Below are 18,594 nucleotides of genomic sequence, written 5' to 3' on the forward strand. Positions count from 1 at the left end.
GAAAATATATTCTTAAAGTAAGTCGAAAAAAATTGGAATCAAAATAGAATTGCCCATTGTTAGGAGGAATTAGATGATTAATAAATATACATGCCAAAATGGAGTAAGAATTGTACTGGAACATATTCCGACCGTTCGATCTGTTGCGATTGGCGTATGGATTGGAACCGGGTCCAGATATGAAGATCAACAAAATAATGGGATTTCCCATTTTCTCGAGCATATGTTTTTTAAAGGCACCACTACCAGATCGGCAAAGGAAATAGCAGAATCGTTTGATAGTATCGGTGGTCAAGTAAATGCTTTTACATCAAAAGAATATACTTGTTATTATGCTAAGGTCCTTGATACACATTCTCAATTTGCACTGGATGTTTTAGCAGATATGTTCTTTAATTCAACTTTTGTCGAAGAGGAATTAAATAAAGAAAGAAATGTTGTTCTTGAAGAAATCAAAATGTATGAAGATACACCTGACGATATTGTCCACGATTTATTGAGCAGGGCTGTTTATGGCGATCATCCGCTTGGCTACCCGATTCTCGGAACAGAAGAAACACTTAACACGTTCACAGGAGAAACACTAAAGGAATATATCCATGAAAGATACACTCCTGAAAATGTTGTGATTTCAATAGCAGGAAATATTTCGGAATCTTTTATTCAAGAGGTTGAGAAATATTTTGGTTCCTATGAGGGTGGGAATAAACAACCGCTTGAAAATATTCCTGTTTTTCATTCCAATCGTATTTCACGGAAAAAGGAAACGGAGCAGGCTCATTTATGCATCGGTTTTGAAGGTTTAAAGGTGGGTCATGAGGATGTTTATAGCTTAATCACCTTAAATAATATTTTAGGCGGAAGCATGAGCAGCAGACTTTTCCAAGAAGTCCGTGAACAAAGGGGCTTAGCTTATTCAGTTTTCTCTTATCATTCAGCCTATCAGGATAGCGGGATTGTAACTGTCTATGGTGGAACAGGTGCAAAGCAGCTTAATGTATTATTCGAAACGATTCAGGAAACACTCGATAAATTAAAGCAAGACGGGATTACTGAAAAAGAACTCACTAACAGTAAGGAACAATTAAAGGGAAGCTTGATGTTGAGCTTGGAAAGCACGAACAGCCGAATGAGCCGTAACGGTAAAAACGAGCTTTTGTTAAAACGCCACCGTTCATTGGATGAAATTATTGAACAAATCGATTTAGTTACTAAGCGTAGTGTGGATGAGATGGCAAGATCCGTATTTACTGATAAATACTCTGTTACATTAATTAGCCCTGATGGGGAATTTCCTGAAAATCTTAAGTAATTATAAAAAACAGTTCATCTTCGAACTGTTTTTTTAATTAGTCTAAATTGGGACTTCTTTCTATAAAATAGTAGAAATAGGGTCGGGAAGGGAGTTTATGCGATGCGTTTAAGTGAATTAAGCGGGAAAGAGATTGTCGATGTAAAAAAAGCGGAACGCCTCGGAGTACTTGGTCAAACGGATCTTGAAATAAATGAAGGAACGGGGCAAATTCAGGCATTACTTATTCCTTCATTAAAATGGTTCGGATTAAAAAAACAGGGAGGAGAAATCAGAGTTCCATGGCAGCACATAAAAAAAATTGGCTCAGACATGATAATTGTTGATGTCCCTGAAGAGGAGTAAAGAATATTTTTTTAAATTGAATAGCGTAAGTTCCGTGCGCCATCAGCTTTTTTGTTTAAGCTGATATGAAGCTGCCTTCCAGTTTTTCCAAAGCCCAAGCAAATTAACTTTTGCCTTGGGCTTTTTTTATAGAACTATTGATGGAAAACTCACCGAATGATTGTTGCTTACATAAGATGTTGAAGTGATAAAGAAGAAATGATTTCCTGTTTGGATTTTTTGAAAAGAAGGTGAATGTTTTCATGCTGACAGGGATGCAGATAGCCGTTATTGGTGGAGATGCCAGACAGCTGGAAATTATCCGGAAGTTAACCGAATTAGATGCCCGACTATCGCTAATTGGTTTCGAACAGCTTGACCATGCCTTCACTGGTGCTGTTAAGGAAAAGTTGGATGAGGTTGATTTTTCGAATATAGACGCTCTTATTTTGCCGGTAGCTGGAACAAATTTAGAAGGTCAGGTAGAAACAATTTTCTCAAATGAGAAAGTGGTTTTAACTGAGGAGGTACTTTCACATACTCCTGAACATTGCACAATTTATTCAGGAATTAGCAACACATTTTTAAATGGAATTATTAAGCAATCTAAAAGAACACTTGTCCAGCTTTTTTCAAGGGACGATGTTGCTATCTATAATTCTATTCCCACAGTTGAAGGAACAATCATGATGGCAATACAGCATACTGACTTTACTATCCATGGGTCCAATATAACCATCCTAGGATTAGGAAGATGTGGAATGAGTACAGCGAGGGCTTTTCATGCCCTGGGTGCAAAAGTAAAAGTCGGAGCAAGAAAAAGTGAACATCTTGCAAGAATTACTGAAATGGGGGTAACACCATTTCATCTAAGCAATATCGAGAGAGAAGTAATTGGGACGGATATTTTAATCAATACGATTCCCTATCCAATCGTAAGTGCGGCAGTAATTTCAAAGTTACCTGCTCATACGCTCGTTATAGATATTGCCTCAAAACCGGGCGGAACGGATTTCCGTTATGCCGAAAAAAGGGGGATAAAAGCCTTGCTCGCTCCAAGTTTACCGGGAATTGTTGCTCCAAAAACGGCAGGGCTAATTCTAGCGGATGTTCTTACACAGCTACTCCATGACGACCTGATAAACCGAAAGGGGAAAGTGAAATGAGTTTAAAGGGTAAGAGAATTGGCTTTGGATTAACAGGATCGCATTGTACGTATGATGCTGTATTTCCAGAGATAGAAAAACTTGTTCAAGCAGGGGCAGAGGTTATGCCGGTGGTAACGTCAACGGTAAAAAATACAGAGACCCGTTTTGGTAAAGGTGAAGATTGGATTCAAAGAATTGAGGACTTAACAGGAAATAAGGTCATTGATTCAATCGTTAGAGCAGAACCTTTAGGACCAAAGATTCCCCTGGATTGCATGGTAATTGCTCCGTTAACGGGTGTATCAATGAGTAAATTTGCTAACGCGATGAATGATAGCCCCGTCCTAATGGCGGCAAAAGCTACCTTAAGAAACTTAAAGCCTGTTGTCCTTGGAATTTCAACCAATGATGCACTGGGTTTAAACGGTGTCAATTTAATGAGGCTAATGGCAACTAAAAATATCTATTTTATTCCATATGGGCAGGATGACCCTATTAAAAAACCAAATTCAATGGTGGCAAGAATGACTTTGCTTTCCGATACAGTTGAAGCTGCAATACTTGGGCAGCAAATTCAACCGGTGCTTGTAGAAAGGTATCGTGACGGCGACTAAATCTTCACCCTTTCGTCAAAAAAGGTTATTTCTTTCAAGGAATATGTTAAAATAAATTAATCATTCATCAGCGGGATTACTTTATCCTGCTGATGAGATAAAGTGTTAAAGCATTGCTGGATCAACAATAGAAGCAGCTTCCTTTGAAAATAAAAATAACCAGCCATGTAACTATAGATAAGGATTGAAAGGGGTACTAAAATGAGCCAAAAAGGATTTCACGTTGCTGTTGTTGGAGCAACAGGAGCAGTTGGACAACAAATGATCCAAACTTTAGTTAAGGAAAACTTTCCAATCAAGCAATTATCCCTATTGTCATCAGCACGTTCAGCAGGGAAAAAAATTGTTATCAATGGTGAAAAATATACGATTCAAGAAGCAAAGCCTGAGAGCTTTGAAGGCGTCGATATTGCTTTATTTAGCGCTGGTGGCAGCGTCTCAAAAGAACTTGGTCCCGAAGCAGTTAAACGCGGTGCCGTCGTTGTAGACAACACGAGTGCTTTTCGCATGGACACAAATACTCCTCTGGTTGTACCAGAAGTTAACGAAAATGATTTACATCAGCACAATGGAATTATTGCGAATCCAAATTGTTCAACCATTCAAATGGTTGTTGCATTAGAGCCGATCCGTCAAAAATTCGGCTTGAAAAAGGTGATTGTTTCGACTTATCAAGCGGTTTCCGGTGCAGGTGCGGCGGCAGTTCAGGAATTAAACGAACAAGCACAGGCGATTTTAAATAATGAACCATATGAGGCACAGGTGTTGCCGGTTAAATCCGACAAGAACCATTACCAAATTGCTTTTAATGCCATTCCGCAAATAGATAAGTTCGAGGAAAATGGATTCACTTTTGAAGAAATGAAAATGATCAATGAAACGAAAAAAATCATGCATTTACCAGAATTACAGGTTTCGGCAACATGCGTTCGTCTTCCAGTTGCAGTCGGTCATTCTGAATCTGTTTATTTTGAAGTGGAGGAAGAAGGCGTTAGTGCAAAGGAAATTAAAGCATTATTAAGTGATGCTCCGGGTGTCGTCCTTCAAGATGATCCGGAAAATCAATTGTATCCAATGCCAGCTAATTGTGTGGGTAGCAATGATGTTTTTGTTGGAAGAATTCGTAAGGACCTTGATGAAGACCTTGGGTTCCATATGTGGGTGGTCTCTGACAACTTACTTAAGGGAGCAGCATGGAATTCTGTTCAGATTGCTGAAAGATTAATTAGCCTTGGTTTAGTTAAAGAAAAATAAAAGAAAGCATCAAAAAGGCAGGTTTTGGTGTCACCATGAAAATTATTGTGCAAAAATTTGGCGGGACTTCTGTCAAAGATGAAAAAAGCAGGAAACATGCGGAAGGCCATATTGAAAAAGCTTTAGCAGACGGCTACAAAGTAGTTGTTGTGGTATCGGCGATGGGGAGAAAGGGCGATTCGTATGCAACAGATACACTTCTTTCCTTAGTCGGCGGCAATTTAAGCAAAATCAGCAAAAGGGAACTTGATCTTCTTTTATCGTGCGGTGAAACAATTTCGAGTGTTGTTTTTGCAAATATGTTATTGGATAAAGGAATTAACGCTGTGGCCTTAACAGGTGCTCAAGCCGGATTCCGTACCAATAGTGACCATACAAACGCAAAAATTATTGAAATGAAATGTGATCGGCTGCTTAGAGAGTTGGAGCATGTCGATGTTGTTGTTGTTGCAGGCTTCCAAGGGGCTGCAAAAAATGGTGATATAACCACGATTGGCCGTGGTGGAAGTGATACATCTGCTGCAGCTTTGGGTGCGGCACTTAATGCTGAATGGATTGACATATTTACAGATGTTGAAGGAATTATGACAGCTGATCCTAGAATAGCAGAAAATGCAAGACCATTATCTGTAGTAACCTATACAGAAGTATGCAATATGGCCTATCAGGGAGCAAAAGTTATACATCCCAGAGCGGTTGAAATTGCCATGCAGGCAAAAGTGCCGATTAGAATACGCTCAACCTATTCCGATAATTTAGGAACGCTTGTCACAACACTTAATAAAGATAATCGCGGCAGTGATATTAAAGAACGAATTGTGACCGGGATTGCTCATGTATCAAATGTGACGCAGATCAAGGTATTTGCCAAAAAAGATCAATACTATCTACAGGCAGAAGTGTTTAAAGCAATGGCAAAAGAAAATATCAGTGTTGATTTTATCAATATTTCACCTAATGGTGTTGTATACACTGTTACCGATGAAATGACGGACAAAGCCATATCTGTCTTAAATGTATTGGGGCATGACCCTGTTGTCGAGCGTAACTGTGCAAAGGTTTCTGTAGTAGGCGCAGGTATAGCAGGTGTCCCGGGCGTAACCTCTAAAATTGTTTCGGCATTATCAGATCACGGAATTAGGATTCTTCAATCAGCTGATAGCCATACCACTATATGGGTACTTGTGAAACAAGAAGATTTAGTTAAATCAGTTAATGCCCTTCATGACGCCTTTCAATTAGAAGAAGAGTCGATTGATTTTAATCGGACGTTTTTTTAAGATAGTGTAAAATCGATATTAATGTAATTGGTAGAGTACATTGGTATGGTTTTAGAGCATTCTTTATCGGCGTAAACCATAGGAATGGGAAGGAGTATTAAAATGGTTAATTTTGGTCGTGTTTCCACGGCGATGGTTACCCCTTTTGATAAAAAAGGGCATATTGATTTTGCAAAAACTACTCAATTAGTTAATTATTTAATTGAAAATGGAACGGATTCTCTTGTGCTTGCAGGTACAACAGGTGAATCTCCTACATTATCAAAGGAAGAAAAGCTCGCATTATTCGCTCATGTAGTTAAGGTTGTTGACAAAAGGATTCCAGTAATCGCCGGTACGGGCAGCAACAATACGTATGCATCGATTGAATTGACTAAAAAAGCGGAGCAAATAGGTGTTGACGCCATCATGGTGGTTGCACCTTATTACAATAAACCAAATCAGGAAGGCTTATATCAACACTTTAAAGCTGTCGCGGATGCAACTTCACTTCCGGTAATGGTTTATAACATTCCAGGCCGGTCAGTTGTTACAATTCATCCGGAGACGGTGATTCGCCTTTCCAAGATCCCGAATATTATTGCGATAAAAGAAGCAAGTGGAGACCTAAGCGCCATGACACATATCATTGCGAATACAGACGAAGATTTTCTTTTGTACAGTGGTGATGATGGATTGACAATTCCTGTTCTATCCATAGGCGGTGCTGGTGTTGTCTCTGTTGCTTCGCATGTAATTGGCAATGAAATGCAGGAAATGGTCAAATCATTCTATGCAGGTGAGAATAGCAAGGCTGCAAATTTACATCAACAGCTTTTACCAATTATGCAAGGGTTATTTGCTGCGCCAAGTCCTGCACCTGTTAAAACAGCATTACAAGTAAATGGCTTGGATGTTGGTTCAGTAAGATTGCCGTTAGTTGGATTAACTGAACAAGAACGTACTACTCTTATTACTCTTTTAAATAAAAAATAGTAAGAAAAAGCCAATCGATGTAACTTCGGTTGGCTTTTTTTATTCTGGAACTTATGTGATGGATAATTTAACTAATATTGGTTGTAATGATTTTCGAATATCAAGTATAATAATCATAACTGATTTCGATCGGGCTATATCAACAAGGAGGATTCAAACATTGACAAAGAGAAAAAATAATTCCATTAAGGTTGTTGCACTTGGTGGTATTGGAGAAATCGGGAAAAATATGTATCTTGTTGAAGTGGACAAGGATATCTTCGTTATCGATGCTGGCTTAATGTTCCCCGAGGAAGAAATGCTTGGTATTGATATCGTGATTCCTGATCTTACTTATTTAAAAGAAAACAAAGAAAGGGTAAAAGCGATTTTCTTAACACACGGTCATGAAGACCATATTGGAGCGCTATCGTATTTGTTACGTCAAGTTGATGTTCCGGTTTATGGAACAAAGTTAACTCTTGCCCTTGCTCAAGCAAAACTACGGGAACAAGATTATAATGGTAAAACGAATTTTTTTGAAGTGGATTCAGATTCAGTCATTGAAATGGCTTCGGTTGAAGTGAGCTTTTTTAGAACCAATCATAGCATTCCTGATTCAGTTGGTGTTTGTGTTCATACCTCTGAAGGAATTATTGTTTATACCGGTGACTTTAAATTTGACCAAGCCGCAACGAAACTTTATAAACCGGAAATCGGAAAAATGGCAGCAATCGGTGAAAAAGGGGTATTATGCCTGATGTCCGATAGTACAGAAGCTGAAAAGCCCGGATACACAACATCTGAAGCCATCGTCGAACGGGAAATGTCGAACGCATTTTACAATGCACCTGGAAGAATTATTGCTGCTTGCTTTGCATCGGATATAAATAGAATTCAGCATATATTCGATGCCGCGAAAGAAAGCCGCCGTAAAGTTGCAGTTGTAGGGAAAAGTCTAGAACGTATCTATCATATTGCTCTTGATTTAGGGTATTTGGAAGTAGATGAAGACTTAATCATCCCGATTACAGAAATTAATGAATATAATGATAAAGAAATTTGTGTATTAATGACAGGAAGCCAGGGAGAGCCCATTGAAGGTCTGCAGAAAATGGCTAAACAAACGGCAAAGCTTGTTAATATTCAACCCGGAGATACCGTATTAATTGCTGCATCCCCGCTTAGAGGCAGTGAAGTATATTTATACAAAACTGTAGATATGTTATTTAGAGCGGGTGCAAATGTTATCTCCGGAAAAAGAACCATCCATGTCTCAAGTCACGGCAGTCAAGAAGAATTAAAATTTATGATTAACTTAATGAATCCTAAATTCTTTATTCCGGTTCATGGTGAATACCGGATGTTGAAAGCCCATCGAAAATTAGCTATAGAATGCGGACTTACGAATGAACAGATTTATATACCTGACCGCGGAGAAATGATTGAATTTAAGGATGGAAAATTGGCCCCTGGCAGTAAAGTTCCATCGGGAAATATCCTAATTGATGGAATTGGAGTGGGGGATGTAGGAAATATTGTTTTACGTGACCGCAGGCTCTTATCACAGGATGGAATCCTAATTGTGGTTGTTACCTTAACAAAGCAGGAGAAGAAAATTGCGTCCGGACCTGAAATTATCTCAAGAGGGTTTGTTTATGTTCGTGAATCAGAAAAATTAATGGATGATTCAACCAAATTAGTACGGGATATTGTCGAAAGGAATATAGCTAAAGAGTCTTTTGAATGGGCAAGCCTTAAGCAAGAAATAAGAGATGAATTAAACCGCAATTTATACGAAAAAACAAAAAGAAGACCAATGATACTTCCAATAATTATGGAAGTTTAGCTGCAAAAGACACTGGATTTTCCAGTGTCTTTATTTATTGGCAAATATTCAGGCATGATTTTACGTTTAAAATGCAATACTAAAAATATCATGCTTGAAGGGAGTATTGGGATGGATAAAGATTTACAAAAAAATGATTCCGAAAATCAAGAAGGTCAAGATCCACAAAAAGAAGAAAAACCTTCTTCCACTTTAATAGAGAAAATACAGCAGCTTGGACAAACAAATGTGCCGCAGCTTTCACCAGATTCAAGAATACATTGTTTAACCATCATTGGACAAATTGAAGGTCATTTAGCCTTGCCACCGCAAAATAAAACGACAAAATATGAGCATTTACTGCCTCAACTTGTTGCAATTGAACAAAATCCTAAAATTGAAGGAGTTCTTATTATATTAAATACGGTGGGCGGAGATGTCGAAGCGGGGCTTGCCATTTCTGAAATGATCGCATCGATATCAAAGCCGACTGTCTCAATTGTTTTGGGTGGAGGCCATTCCATTGGTGTTCCAATTGCTGTTTCCACTGATTATTCTTTTATTGCCGAAACAGCAACGATGACGATTCATCCTATCCGCTTAACAGGACTTGTTATTGGGGTTCCGCAAACCTTTGAATATTTGGACAAAATGCAGGAGCGGGTAGTTAATTTTGTTAAAAAGCATTCCAAAATTACTGAGGAGACCTTTAAAGACTTAATGTTTGCCAAAGGTAATTTAACAAGGGATATTGGAACAAATGTAATCGGTGTGGATGCCGTAAATTACGGTTTAATAGATGAAGTGGGTGGACTCGGGCCGGCAATGAAAAAGTTAAATGAAATGATAGACCTTAAACAAGAGGGAAATGAGGGGTTGATTCAATGATTCTGTACACGATGATGCCTCAAGAGCTCATCTTTCCCAATGAAACAGTAGTGGCTACTAAACAACAAACTCTAACCTATCAAGGGATTCCGCTTTTAGTTGAGTTAACAGATCAACAAAATGTTCAAGTGATCCGTGTCCTAAGCAGTGATCCTCAACATTATTTGGATGATCGGGTTAGTCCGGGAACAAAAATTTCTTTTGCAAACCTCGACGGTTTGTCCGCCTTCTCGTAGTAAATTATGGTATAATCAAATGAGAAAACTAGAGCAGCCCTAAAGGCTGCTTTCTCCATTTTACCCATATTCAATTATAATGAAATGAATGATTTGATAATAAAGTGATACATATTATGCATTTAAGGTGATTACATGGCAAAAAAAAAGAGAAGACAAGCAAAAAAACGGGACACGCAATTAAAACGGACTGTCCAATTTGAATTATCAGCAATAGCCCTGCTGGCTTTAACAATTATTTCAATGGCAAAATTAGGTGCTGTCGGTAAGGCAACTGTATTATTTTTTCGCTTTTGGATGGGCGAATGGTACATGCTCAGTTTAATTGGGCTCCTTTTGTTAAGTATTTATTTAATGTGGAAGCGGGAAATTCCTTTTTTCTTTCATCCAAGATTAATTGGTTGTTATTGTATAATCTCATCCATTTTACTGTTGAGTCATTTAACCTTTTTTCAATTGCTGACAAATGGCGGGAAATTTAAAGATCCCAGCGTTATTCGCACTACTTGGGAAGTATTTATGATGGAGGTTCGAGGTGAAACAAGTACTCAAGACCTTGGGGGCGGAATGATTGGAGCAGTTTTATTTGCCCTTTTCCACTATCTCTTTGCAGATACCGGGACGAAAATTATTGCCGTTATTTTTATTATAATCGGCTTTATCTTAATAACAGGAAAATCATTTGGAGATTTTATCGGAAACATTATGAGTGCCATCTTCAGTTTTTCTAAGGGCCAATGGGGAGCCTTTAAAACGGATTTGGCAGATTGGAAGCAAAAGCAGGAGGACCGTCGGGCTGAAAAAAATGCACGTCAACAGGAAGTTCGTGAAAATCGAACAACGAGAAGCCGTCCTGAAATAAATGTATCTGAAGTTACTATGCCGGAAGAAAACCGTACACCTGAGCCACTTATCTCGAGTTTTGCAGATCGTGCATATTCAGAAGATCCTCCGATTAGTTTGCCGCAGCAGGAAGTGAATAGGAATCAAGAAGGGAAAACAGCAGCAGATGACGAAGAAATTACCCCTCCAATTACCTTTACTGAGGTAGAAAATACTGCTTATGAATTACCGCCATTAAAATTGTTAAAGCTTCCTAAGAAAACAGATCAAAGCGGTGAATATGAACTGATTCATGCCAATGCTGCAAAACTGGAAAGAACCTTTCAAAGCTTTGGTGTGAAAGCAAGAGTAACTCAAGTACATTTAGGCCCTGCAGTTACTAAGTATGAGGTTCACCCTGATGTAGGTGTAAAAGTTAGTAAAATTGTCAGCTTAAGTGATGATCTTGCATTGGCACTTGCGGCAAAAGATATTCGAATCGAAGCACCGATTCCCGGTAAATCGGCAATCGGAATTGAAGTTCCGAATTCTGAGGTTGCAATGGTATCACTTCGTGAAGTATTAGATGCTACTCAAAATGATAAGCCTGACGCAAAGTTATTAATCGGTTTAGGACGGGATATTACCGGAGAGGCTGTTTTGGCTGAACTGAATAAAATGCCTCACTTACTCGTTGCCGGAGCAACGGGAAGCGGAAAAAGTGTATGTATTAATGGAATTATTACCAGCGTCCTCATGCGTGCAAAACCTCATGAAGTAAAATTAATGATGATTGACCCGAAAATGGTAGAATTAAATGTTTATAATGGGATTCCTCATTTACTTGCACCTGTTGTAACAGATGCCAAAAAAGCATCACAGGCATTAAAAAAGGTAGTTAGTGAGATGGAAAGACGGTATGAATTATTCTCTTACACAGGAACGCGTAATATTGAAGGATATAACGATCACGTAAGACGGCATAATATGGAAGAAAATGATAAGCAGCCATTACTGCCGTATATTGTAGTAATCGTTGACGAGTTGGCAGACTTAATGATGGTTGCTTCCTCAGATGTTGAAGATTCCATTACCCGACTTGCGCAAATGGCACGTGCAGCAGGAATCCATCTAATCATTGCTACGCAACGGCCGTCTGTTGATGTCATTACTGGAGTTATTAAGGCAAATATACCGTCACGGATTGCCTTTGCAGTTTCCAGTGCAACAGATTCAAGAACGATTTTGGATATGGGAGGTGCTGAAAAGCTTCTTGGTAGAGGTGACATGCTGTTTCTCCCTGTAGGAGAATCTAAACCGATCCGTGTTCAAGGAGCCTTTTTATCAGACGAAGAAGTTGAGGACACTGTTAATTTTGTTATTTCACAGCAAAAGGCACAATACCAAGAAGAAATGATCCCTGATGATATTCCGGAAGCCGCAGGTGCGGTTGATGATGATTTATATGAAGAAGCTGTTGATTTAATAATTGACATGCAAACAGCTTCCGTATCGATGTTACAGCGGAGATTTCGAATCGGCTATACGAGAGCCGCACGACTCATCGATGAAATGGAGGCGCGCGGTGTCGTTGGTCCATATGAGGGAAGTAAGCCACGGGCAGTTTTACAATCTAAGCCAAAAGAAGAAGCTAACTAAAGAAAAGCTGAAACGTTTGGAATTAGAGCCTGCCAATTCTCTACGTTTATTCATTTTGCTTTTATCTAAAAAAAGAGCCGTTTGGCTCTTTTTTTATTATAAATATTTAGAAATTCCATACTATATTATTAGATGCGGGCGGCTTGTATCCAATCGAATACAACAATTTGTTAATCGCAATATCCATTTGGCCTATTTTTAACAATAAATTATAGCAGATTTTTTTATTAAAAACATAAGAAAATATGACAATTTTTATCTGGATAGCTTTTTTCGACAAAATCTTTAATTCCTATTTATTTATACTAAGAAAAGTGTTATATTAATTTCGATTAGTAGGAATGATAATACATCAGATGTCTGATGTCTTAGAAAAAGGCTGGAGGAACCTGCATGTCTATTAAGTCAGATAACCGACATCTTTACTTACAAGTGATTGATCGGTTAAAGCAAGATATTGAACAAGGGATTTATAAAGAAAAAGAGAAATTACCTTCAGAATTCGATCTTGCCAAACATCTAGGTGTAAGCAGAGCTACACTTCGGGAAGCATTGCGCATTCTTGAAGAGGAAAATGTTATCATCAGGCGCCATGGTGTCGGCACTTTTGTTAACGCTAAGCCGCTGTTTACTTCAGGGATTGAACAACTTAATAGTGTAACTGAAATGATATTGGAAGTTGGAATGAAACCAGGTACTATTTTTCTAAGTTCATCAACTCAGTGTCCAACCGAGGAGGATATTCGTCGTTTCTCATGTTCAATAGAAGAGGAAATTGTTATCATGGAGCGGGTTAGAACTGCAAATGGAGAGCCGGTTGTCTATTGTATCGACAAGGTACCTAAACACATTTTGCCTGAAACATTTTTCCATGGAGAAAAATCAATCTTCAGAATTTTGGAAGAGGAGGCAAATAGACGTATTACATACGCAGTTGCTCAAATTGAACCCATTGGTTATCATGAGAAAATTTCCCCAATTCTGGAATGTGACCCCGAAACCGCATTACTTGTTTTAAAACAAATGCACTTCGATGAAATGGATGAACCTATCCTATTTTCGGTAAACTATTTTAAGGCAGATAAGTTTAGTTTTCGTGTTTTGCGAAAAAGAGCGTAGTTTTTTTTTTAGCGAATATGAAAACGGAAACAATTTTACTTGATTTGTCATTGCTACTAAATCAAATAAACAATCATTAGGGGGTACAATTCCTTGAAAAAGCGTAAAATTGGTATGGTATTATCGCTTGTCCTAGCAGCAGGAACACTTTTGGGTGCTTGTGGAAAGGCAACTGACAACACTAAGAATAATACAACTGGCGGAAACAAAGGGAATACGTTTTCTGTTGGGATGGTTACGGATGTCGGCGGTATTGATGACAAATCCTTTAACCAATCAGCCTGGAAAGGCCTTCAGGAGTTTGGTAAAGATAACAACATGCAAAAAGGTAAAGGTGGATATGATTACCTTCAATCTCAATCAGATGCCGATTATGCAACTAACTTAAATACGCTATCTCGTCAAGGCTTTAGTTTGGTTTATGGTATTGGTTTCATGATGCAAAATGATGTCGATAAGATTGCAAAACAACAACCTAAGAGCCATTTTGCAATTATCGATGCTGAAGTAAAAGAACCAAACGTTGCAAGCGTTCTTTTTAAGGAAAATGAAGGTTCATTCCTAGCTGGTATTGCTGCCGGAATGACGACCAAATCGAATAAAATTGGTTTTATCGGCGGAATGGAAAGCGCAGTAATTGAGCGCTTTGAAGCAGGGTTCGTTGCAGGGGTTAAAGCTGCTAATCCAAATGCAACTGTAGATATTCAATATGCTGCAAGTTTCACTGATGCTGCAAAAGGGCAAGCAATTGCATCAAGAATGTACTCATCCGGTGATGATGTTATATTCGCAGCTGCCGGTGCAACCGGTAACGGTTTATTTAAAGAAGCTCGTGACCGCAAATCTAAAAACCCTGATCAAGCTATTTGGGCAATCGGTGTAGACTCTGATCAAAGCCCTGAAGGTGTTGTAACTGCGGGCGGAAAACAAACAAATGTTGTGATTACATCTTCAATGAAGCGCGTAGATAATGCTGTTAAAGACCTTTCTACTAAAGCGAAAAATGGTAATTTCCCTGGTGGAAAAACAACTACTTACGGTTTAGCAGAAGACGGTGTTGGTCTAGCACCCATCAATCCGGATATTACGAATAAGGCAGATATCGAAAAAGCTGTAAGTGACTGGTCCGGTAAAATTAAATCAGGATCATTAAAAGTTCCTGCTACTCGTGCGGAATTAAAAACTTTTAGCGCAAAATAATAGTATTGATTTTTAAGTGATGTGATGAGGAAGTGCGGGCGCCTAATGCCCGCCTCCTTAAAATAGGAATAAAATCTTAATTGAAGTGTAGAAATCTTCTACACTTCACTTAGGACTTTAGGGGGGAGAAGTTCCCTGTTTTTTTAAAGCTTTAAAAGGTCTGACCTCTTACTACTTATGAATCTACTTTTTATACCTTAGTAAAGGAAGTGAGAAAAGATGGAATACGTAATTGAGATGCTTAATATCCGCAAAGAATTTGGCGGTTTTGTTGCAAATGATAATATCACTCTTCAAGTTAAAAAAGGCGAAATCCATGCTTTGCTCGGAGAAAACGGTGCAGGAAAATCAACATTGATGAATGTACTATTTGGATTATACCAGCCTGAACAAGGAGAAATACGGGTTAAGGGGAAATCTGTAAAAATTTCTAATCCAAATATTGCAAATGAATTGGGAATTGGGATGGTCCATCAGCACTTTATGCTTGTAGATAAATTTACAGTTACTGAAAATATAATCCTTGGAAAAGAAATAACTTCAGGCGGCCGAATCAATCTGAAAAAGGCTGAAAAAGAAGTTCGTGAAATATCTGAGCGTTATGGATTAGCCGTTGACCCACAGGCAAAGATATCTGAGATCAGTGTAGGCATGCAGCAGCGTGTTGAAATCTTAAAAACACTGTACCGTGGTGCAGAAATCTTAATTTTTGACGAACCATCGGCAGTATTAACACCGCAGGAAATTATAGAACTTATGCAAATTATGAAAACCCTTATTAAAGAAGGAAAGTCCATAATCCTTATTACCCATAAACTTAAAGAAATTATGGAAGTGGCAGACCGATGTACAGTTATTCGAAAAGGAAAAGGAATTGGGACCGTTAATATCAGCGAAACGAACCCCAATGAGCTTGCGAACTTAATGGTCGGCCGTGAGGTTGTTTTTAAGACAGAAAAAATTGCAGCAAATCCAAAACAAGATGTACTTGATGTAAAAGACTTGGTTGTAAAAGATGCCCGTGGGGTTACTGTAGTAGATGGATTGGATCTATCCGTAAGAGCAGGCGAAATTGTAGGAATTGCCGGGGTTGACGGTAATGGTCAATCCGAATTAATTGAAGCAATTACCGGTTTAAGGAAAGCAGAAAGCGGAAGCATAAAAGTAAATGGCAAAGAACTTCTAGGGTTCTCTCCAAGGAAAATCACGGAATCCGGGGTAGGACATATACCTCAGGACCGACACAAGCATGGATTGGTATTGAATTATCCGATTGCAGAAAACATGGTTTTGCAAACTTATTATAAGAAACCGTTTTCAAAAAGCGGGATATTAAATTTCAAAGAGATTTATAGTAAAGCGAAAAAATTAATAACAGAATTTGACGTTCGCACACCAAGTGAATATACATTAGCACGTGCCCTGTCAGGTGGAAATCAGCAAAAAGCAATTATTGGGCGTGAGGTTGACCGTAACCCGGACTTGCTAATTGCGGCACAGCCGACGCGCGGTTTAGATGTAGGAGCAATTGAGTTTATTCACAAACGGTTGATTGAGCAGCGTGATCATGGGAAAGCTGTTCTATTAGTGTCATTTGAGTTAGATGAAGTCATGAATGTCAGCGATCGAATTGCTGTTATATATGAAGGGAAAATAGTAGCAGTTGTTAATCCAAGGGAAACTACTGAGCAGGAGCTTGGATTGTTAATGGCTGGCTCGAATAGAAAAGAAGCGGGGGAAGGAACGCATGTCTAAACGCTTTCGTAATATTTTAACACCTCTTATTGCCTTATTGCTCGGTATAATAGTAGGAACAATCATAATGGTTGCCACAGGCTACAATGCTGCGGATGCATTTGGCGCATTATGGGGCGGAGCATTCGGCAGTTCCTATTATTTCGGTGAAGTAATACGCCAGGTTACTCCGTATATTTTAGCCGGTTTAGCAGTTGCCTTTGCCTTTAGAGTAGGATTGTTTAATATCGGGGTTGAAGGTCAATTTATTGTTGGCTGGCTCGCTTCTGTTTGGGTCGGACTGGCATTCCACCTTCCGAAAATCATTCACCTGCCTTTAGCGATTCTAGCTTCTATCGTTGCGGGTGCACTTTGGGCATATATTCCGGGTTTATTAAAAGCACGATTCCGTGTTCATGAAGTTATCGTAACGATTATGATGAACTACATTGCTCTGCATTTTTCAAATTATATTATTCAACACGTTATTACAAATGGAAAAGAGAGAACGCCGAATATTCCGGATTCTGCATCCCTGGCTTCTCCATGGCTTCAGAGTTTAACTCAGTTTTCACGGTTACATTGGGGAATTGTTCTAGCTGTTATCTGTTGCTTCATCATGTGGTTCCTGTTAGAGAAGACGACAAGAGGATTTGAATTGCGTGCTGTTGGATATAATCAGGATGCTGCGCATTATGCAGGGATGAGCGTTAATAAGAATATCATTTTGTCCATGGTCATTTCCGGAGCATTTGCGGGATTGGCAGGCGCAATGGAAGGTTTAGGAACTTTCGGTTATATTGCCATGAAAAGCTCCTTTACCGGTGTTGGTTTTAACGGGATTGCCGTTGCGTTATTAGGTGCAAATAGTGCAATCGGTGTATTTTTTGCCGCGATTTTATTTGGTGCCTTGGAGGTAGGGGCATTAAACATGCCTCTTCAAGCAGGTGTTCCTAATGAACTTGTTGATATTATTATTGCTTTAATTGTTTTCTTTGTAGCATCAAGTTATATTATTCGCTGGTTTCTTGAGCGCATTAGTAAAAAGGAGGCCAAATAAGTGAGCTTAATGCAGGTATTAATGATCATCATTCCTTCGACATTACTTTGGGCGGCTCCACTTGTTTTCACAGCATTAGGTGGTGTATTCTCTGAACGCTCCGGTGTAGTAAATATTGGATTGGAAGGTTTAATGTGGGTTGGAGCATTTACTTCAATTGTTTTTAACTTAACGTTTGTTCACACATTTGGAGATGCAACGCCATGGGTATCTTTGTTTGTTGCTATGATTGCCGGAGCAATATTTTCTATTTTGCATGCTGTTGCTTCGATTACGTTTCGAGCCGATCATACAGTATCAGGGGTAGCAATTAACCTATTAGCCTCGGGATTAACTTTGTTCTTAGTGAAATTTATCTATAATAAAGGTGAAACAGATATCATTCAAAAAGGGTTTAATAAGATTGATATACCTGTCCTAAAAGATATTCCTTTTTTTGGAAAAGTGTTTTTTCAAAATACGTACTGGGTTTCTTATCTTGCTATTATAGTTGCAATAATTGCTTGGTATATTATTTATAAAACTCCATTCGGTCTGCGTCTTCGTTCTGTTGGTGAACACCCAATGGCAGCAGATACAATGGGTATTAACGTAACAAAGATGCGTTATTTAGGAGTTATTATTTCCGGAGCCCTTGGGGGAATTGGCGGTGGAGTTTACGCGGAGGCAATCTCCTCTAACTTCAGTCATGCAACCATCAGCGGTCAAGGATTTATGGCATTAGCCGCGATGATTTTCGGTAAATGGCATCCACTGGGTGCAATGGGCGCAGCATTATTCTTCGGTTTCGCTCAAAGTATAAGTATCATTGGATCCAGTTTACCTTTCTTAAAGACAATTCCAAGTGTGTACCTTTTAGTTGCGCCTTATGTGCTGACAATTTTAGCATTAACCGGATTTATCGGTCGAGCTGAAGCACCAAAGGCAGATGGCGTACATTATATAAAAGGAAGCCGTTAGGCTGTTCCAGGGTCCCCTGTATTTAAAAAATACCAGGGGTCTTTTTTTGTTCTTTTACTAAAAATAAGGTTTTAATAGGTAAAATCACTTGTATTGAACAAGCTTGGCAAATTATAGTAAGAATAGGGATATATTACAATGGAAAAGATATAAAGTAAAATGTTTACATATTGTAATTTAACTTATCGCCTTATTAAAAGAA

General features: G+C 38.7%; 16 protein-coding genes. All 16 read left to right on the forward strand.

Annotation, left to right across the window (positions count from 1 at the left end):
- The first annotated feature begins 73 nt into the window (after positions 1–73).
- Positions 74–1,312 carry a M16 family metallopeptidase gene (locus tag J2S10_RS08775; protein WP_307406575.1) on the forward strand — a complete coding sequence of 413 codons (1,239 nt, stop codon included), beginning with the start codon at positions 74–76 and terminating at the stop codon, positions 1,310–1,312.
- A gap of 102 nt (positions 1,313–1,414) precedes the next feature.
- Positions 1,415–1,657 carry a YlmC/YmxH family sporulation protein gene (locus J2S10_RS08780; protein ID WP_307406577.1) on the forward strand — a complete coding sequence of 81 codons (243 nt, stop codon included), beginning with the start codon at positions 1,415–1,417 and terminating at the stop codon, positions 1,655–1,657.
- A gap of 242 nt (positions 1,658–1,899) precedes the next feature.
- Positions 1,900–2,802 (forward strand): dipicolinic acid synthetase subunit A, encoded by a 903-nt coding sequence (gene dpaA / locus J2S10_RS08785; RefSeq protein ID WP_307406579.1) that lies wholly within the window; start codon positions 1,900–1,902, stop codon positions 2,800–2,802.
- Positions 2,799–3,398: a dipicolinate synthase subunit B gene (dpaB, locus tag J2S10_RS08790; RefSeq protein WP_307406581.1), complete on the forward strand. Its 600-nt coding sequence runs from the start codon at positions 2,799–2,801 to the stop codon at positions 3,396–3,398. The genes dpaA and dpaB overlap by 4 nt, the downstream gene beginning before the upstream one ends.
- Before the next feature lie 201 nt (positions 3,399–3,599).
- Positions 3,600–4,652 (forward strand): aspartate-semialdehyde dehydrogenase, encoded by a 1,053-nt coding sequence (gene asd, locus J2S10_RS08795; protein ID WP_307406583.1) that lies wholly within the window; start codon positions 3,600–3,602, stop codon positions 4,650–4,652.
- A gap of 35 nt (positions 4,653–4,687) precedes the next feature.
- Complete coding sequence (dapG, locus tag J2S10_RS08800) at positions 4,688–5,932, forward strand: aspartate kinase (protein ID WP_307406585.1); 1,245 nt, start codon at positions 4,688–4,690, stop codon at positions 5,930–5,932.
- A 102-nt stretch (positions 5,933–6,034) separates the two neighbouring features.
- Positions 6,035–6,907: a 4-hydroxy-tetrahydrodipicolinate synthase gene (gene dapA, locus J2S10_RS08805; RefSeq protein ID WP_307406587.1), complete on the forward strand. Its 873-nt coding sequence runs from the start codon at positions 6,035–6,037 to the stop codon at positions 6,905–6,907.
- Positions 6,908–7,067: 160 nt separating this feature from the next.
- A complete protein-coding gene (locus J2S10_RS08810; RefSeq protein ID WP_307406589.1) occupies positions 7,068–8,735 on the forward strand; it encodes a ribonuclease J in 1,668 nt (555 codons plus the stop codon).
- A 111-nt stretch (positions 8,736–8,846) separates the two neighbouring features.
- Positions 8,847–9,602, forward strand: coding sequence for a ClpP family protease (locus J2S10_RS08815; protein WP_307406592.1), 756 nt, complete (start codon positions 8,847–8,849; stop codon positions 9,600–9,602).
- A complete protein-coding gene (locus tag J2S10_RS08820; RefSeq protein WP_307406594.1) occupies positions 9,599–9,838 on the forward strand; it encodes a YlzJ-like family protein in 240 nt (79 codons plus the stop codon). Before J2S10_RS08815 ends, J2S10_RS08820 begins: the two co-directional genes overlap by 4 nt.
- Before the next feature lie 135 nt (positions 9,839–9,973).
- On the forward strand, positions 9,974–12,319 hold the full coding sequence (locus tag J2S10_RS08825) for a DNA translocase FtsK (protein ID WP_307406596.1): 2,346 nt from the start codon (positions 9,974–9,976) through the stop codon (positions 12,317–12,319).
- Positions 12,320–12,712: 393 nt separating this feature from the next.
- Positions 12,713–13,438 carry a GntR family transcriptional regulator gene (locus tag J2S10_RS08830; RefSeq protein WP_307406598.1) on the forward strand — a complete coding sequence of 242 codons (726 nt, stop codon included), beginning with the start codon at positions 12,713–12,715 and terminating at the stop codon, positions 13,436–13,438.
- Positions 13,439–13,531: 93 nt separating this feature from the next.
- The gene (locus J2S10_RS08835; protein ID WP_307406600.1) at positions 13,532–14,638 is read left to right on the forward strand and encodes a BMP family lipoprotein; all 1,107 of its coding nucleotides are present in this window, start codon (positions 13,532–13,534) and stop codon (positions 14,636–14,638) included.
- Between the two features lie 219 nt (positions 14,639–14,857).
- A complete protein-coding gene (locus tag J2S10_RS08840) occupies positions 14,858–16,393 on the forward strand; it encodes an ABC transporter ATP-binding protein (protein ID WP_307406602.1) in 1,536 nt (511 codons plus the stop codon).
- Positions 16,386–17,432: an ABC transporter permease gene (locus tag J2S10_RS08845; RefSeq protein WP_307406605.1), complete on the forward strand. Its 1,047-nt coding sequence runs from the start codon at positions 16,386–16,388 to the stop codon at positions 17,430–17,432. Before J2S10_RS08840 ends, J2S10_RS08845 begins: the two co-directional genes overlap by 8 nt.
- Positions 17,433–18,392 carry an ABC transporter permease gene (locus J2S10_RS08850; RefSeq protein ID WP_307406607.1) on the forward strand — a complete coding sequence of 320 codons (960 nt, stop codon included), beginning with the start codon at positions 17,433–17,435 and terminating at the stop codon, positions 18,390–18,392.
- Positions 18,393–18,594: the final 202 nt, after the last annotated feature.

It is taken from the genome of Neobacillus ginsengisoli, from assembly GCF_030813055.1.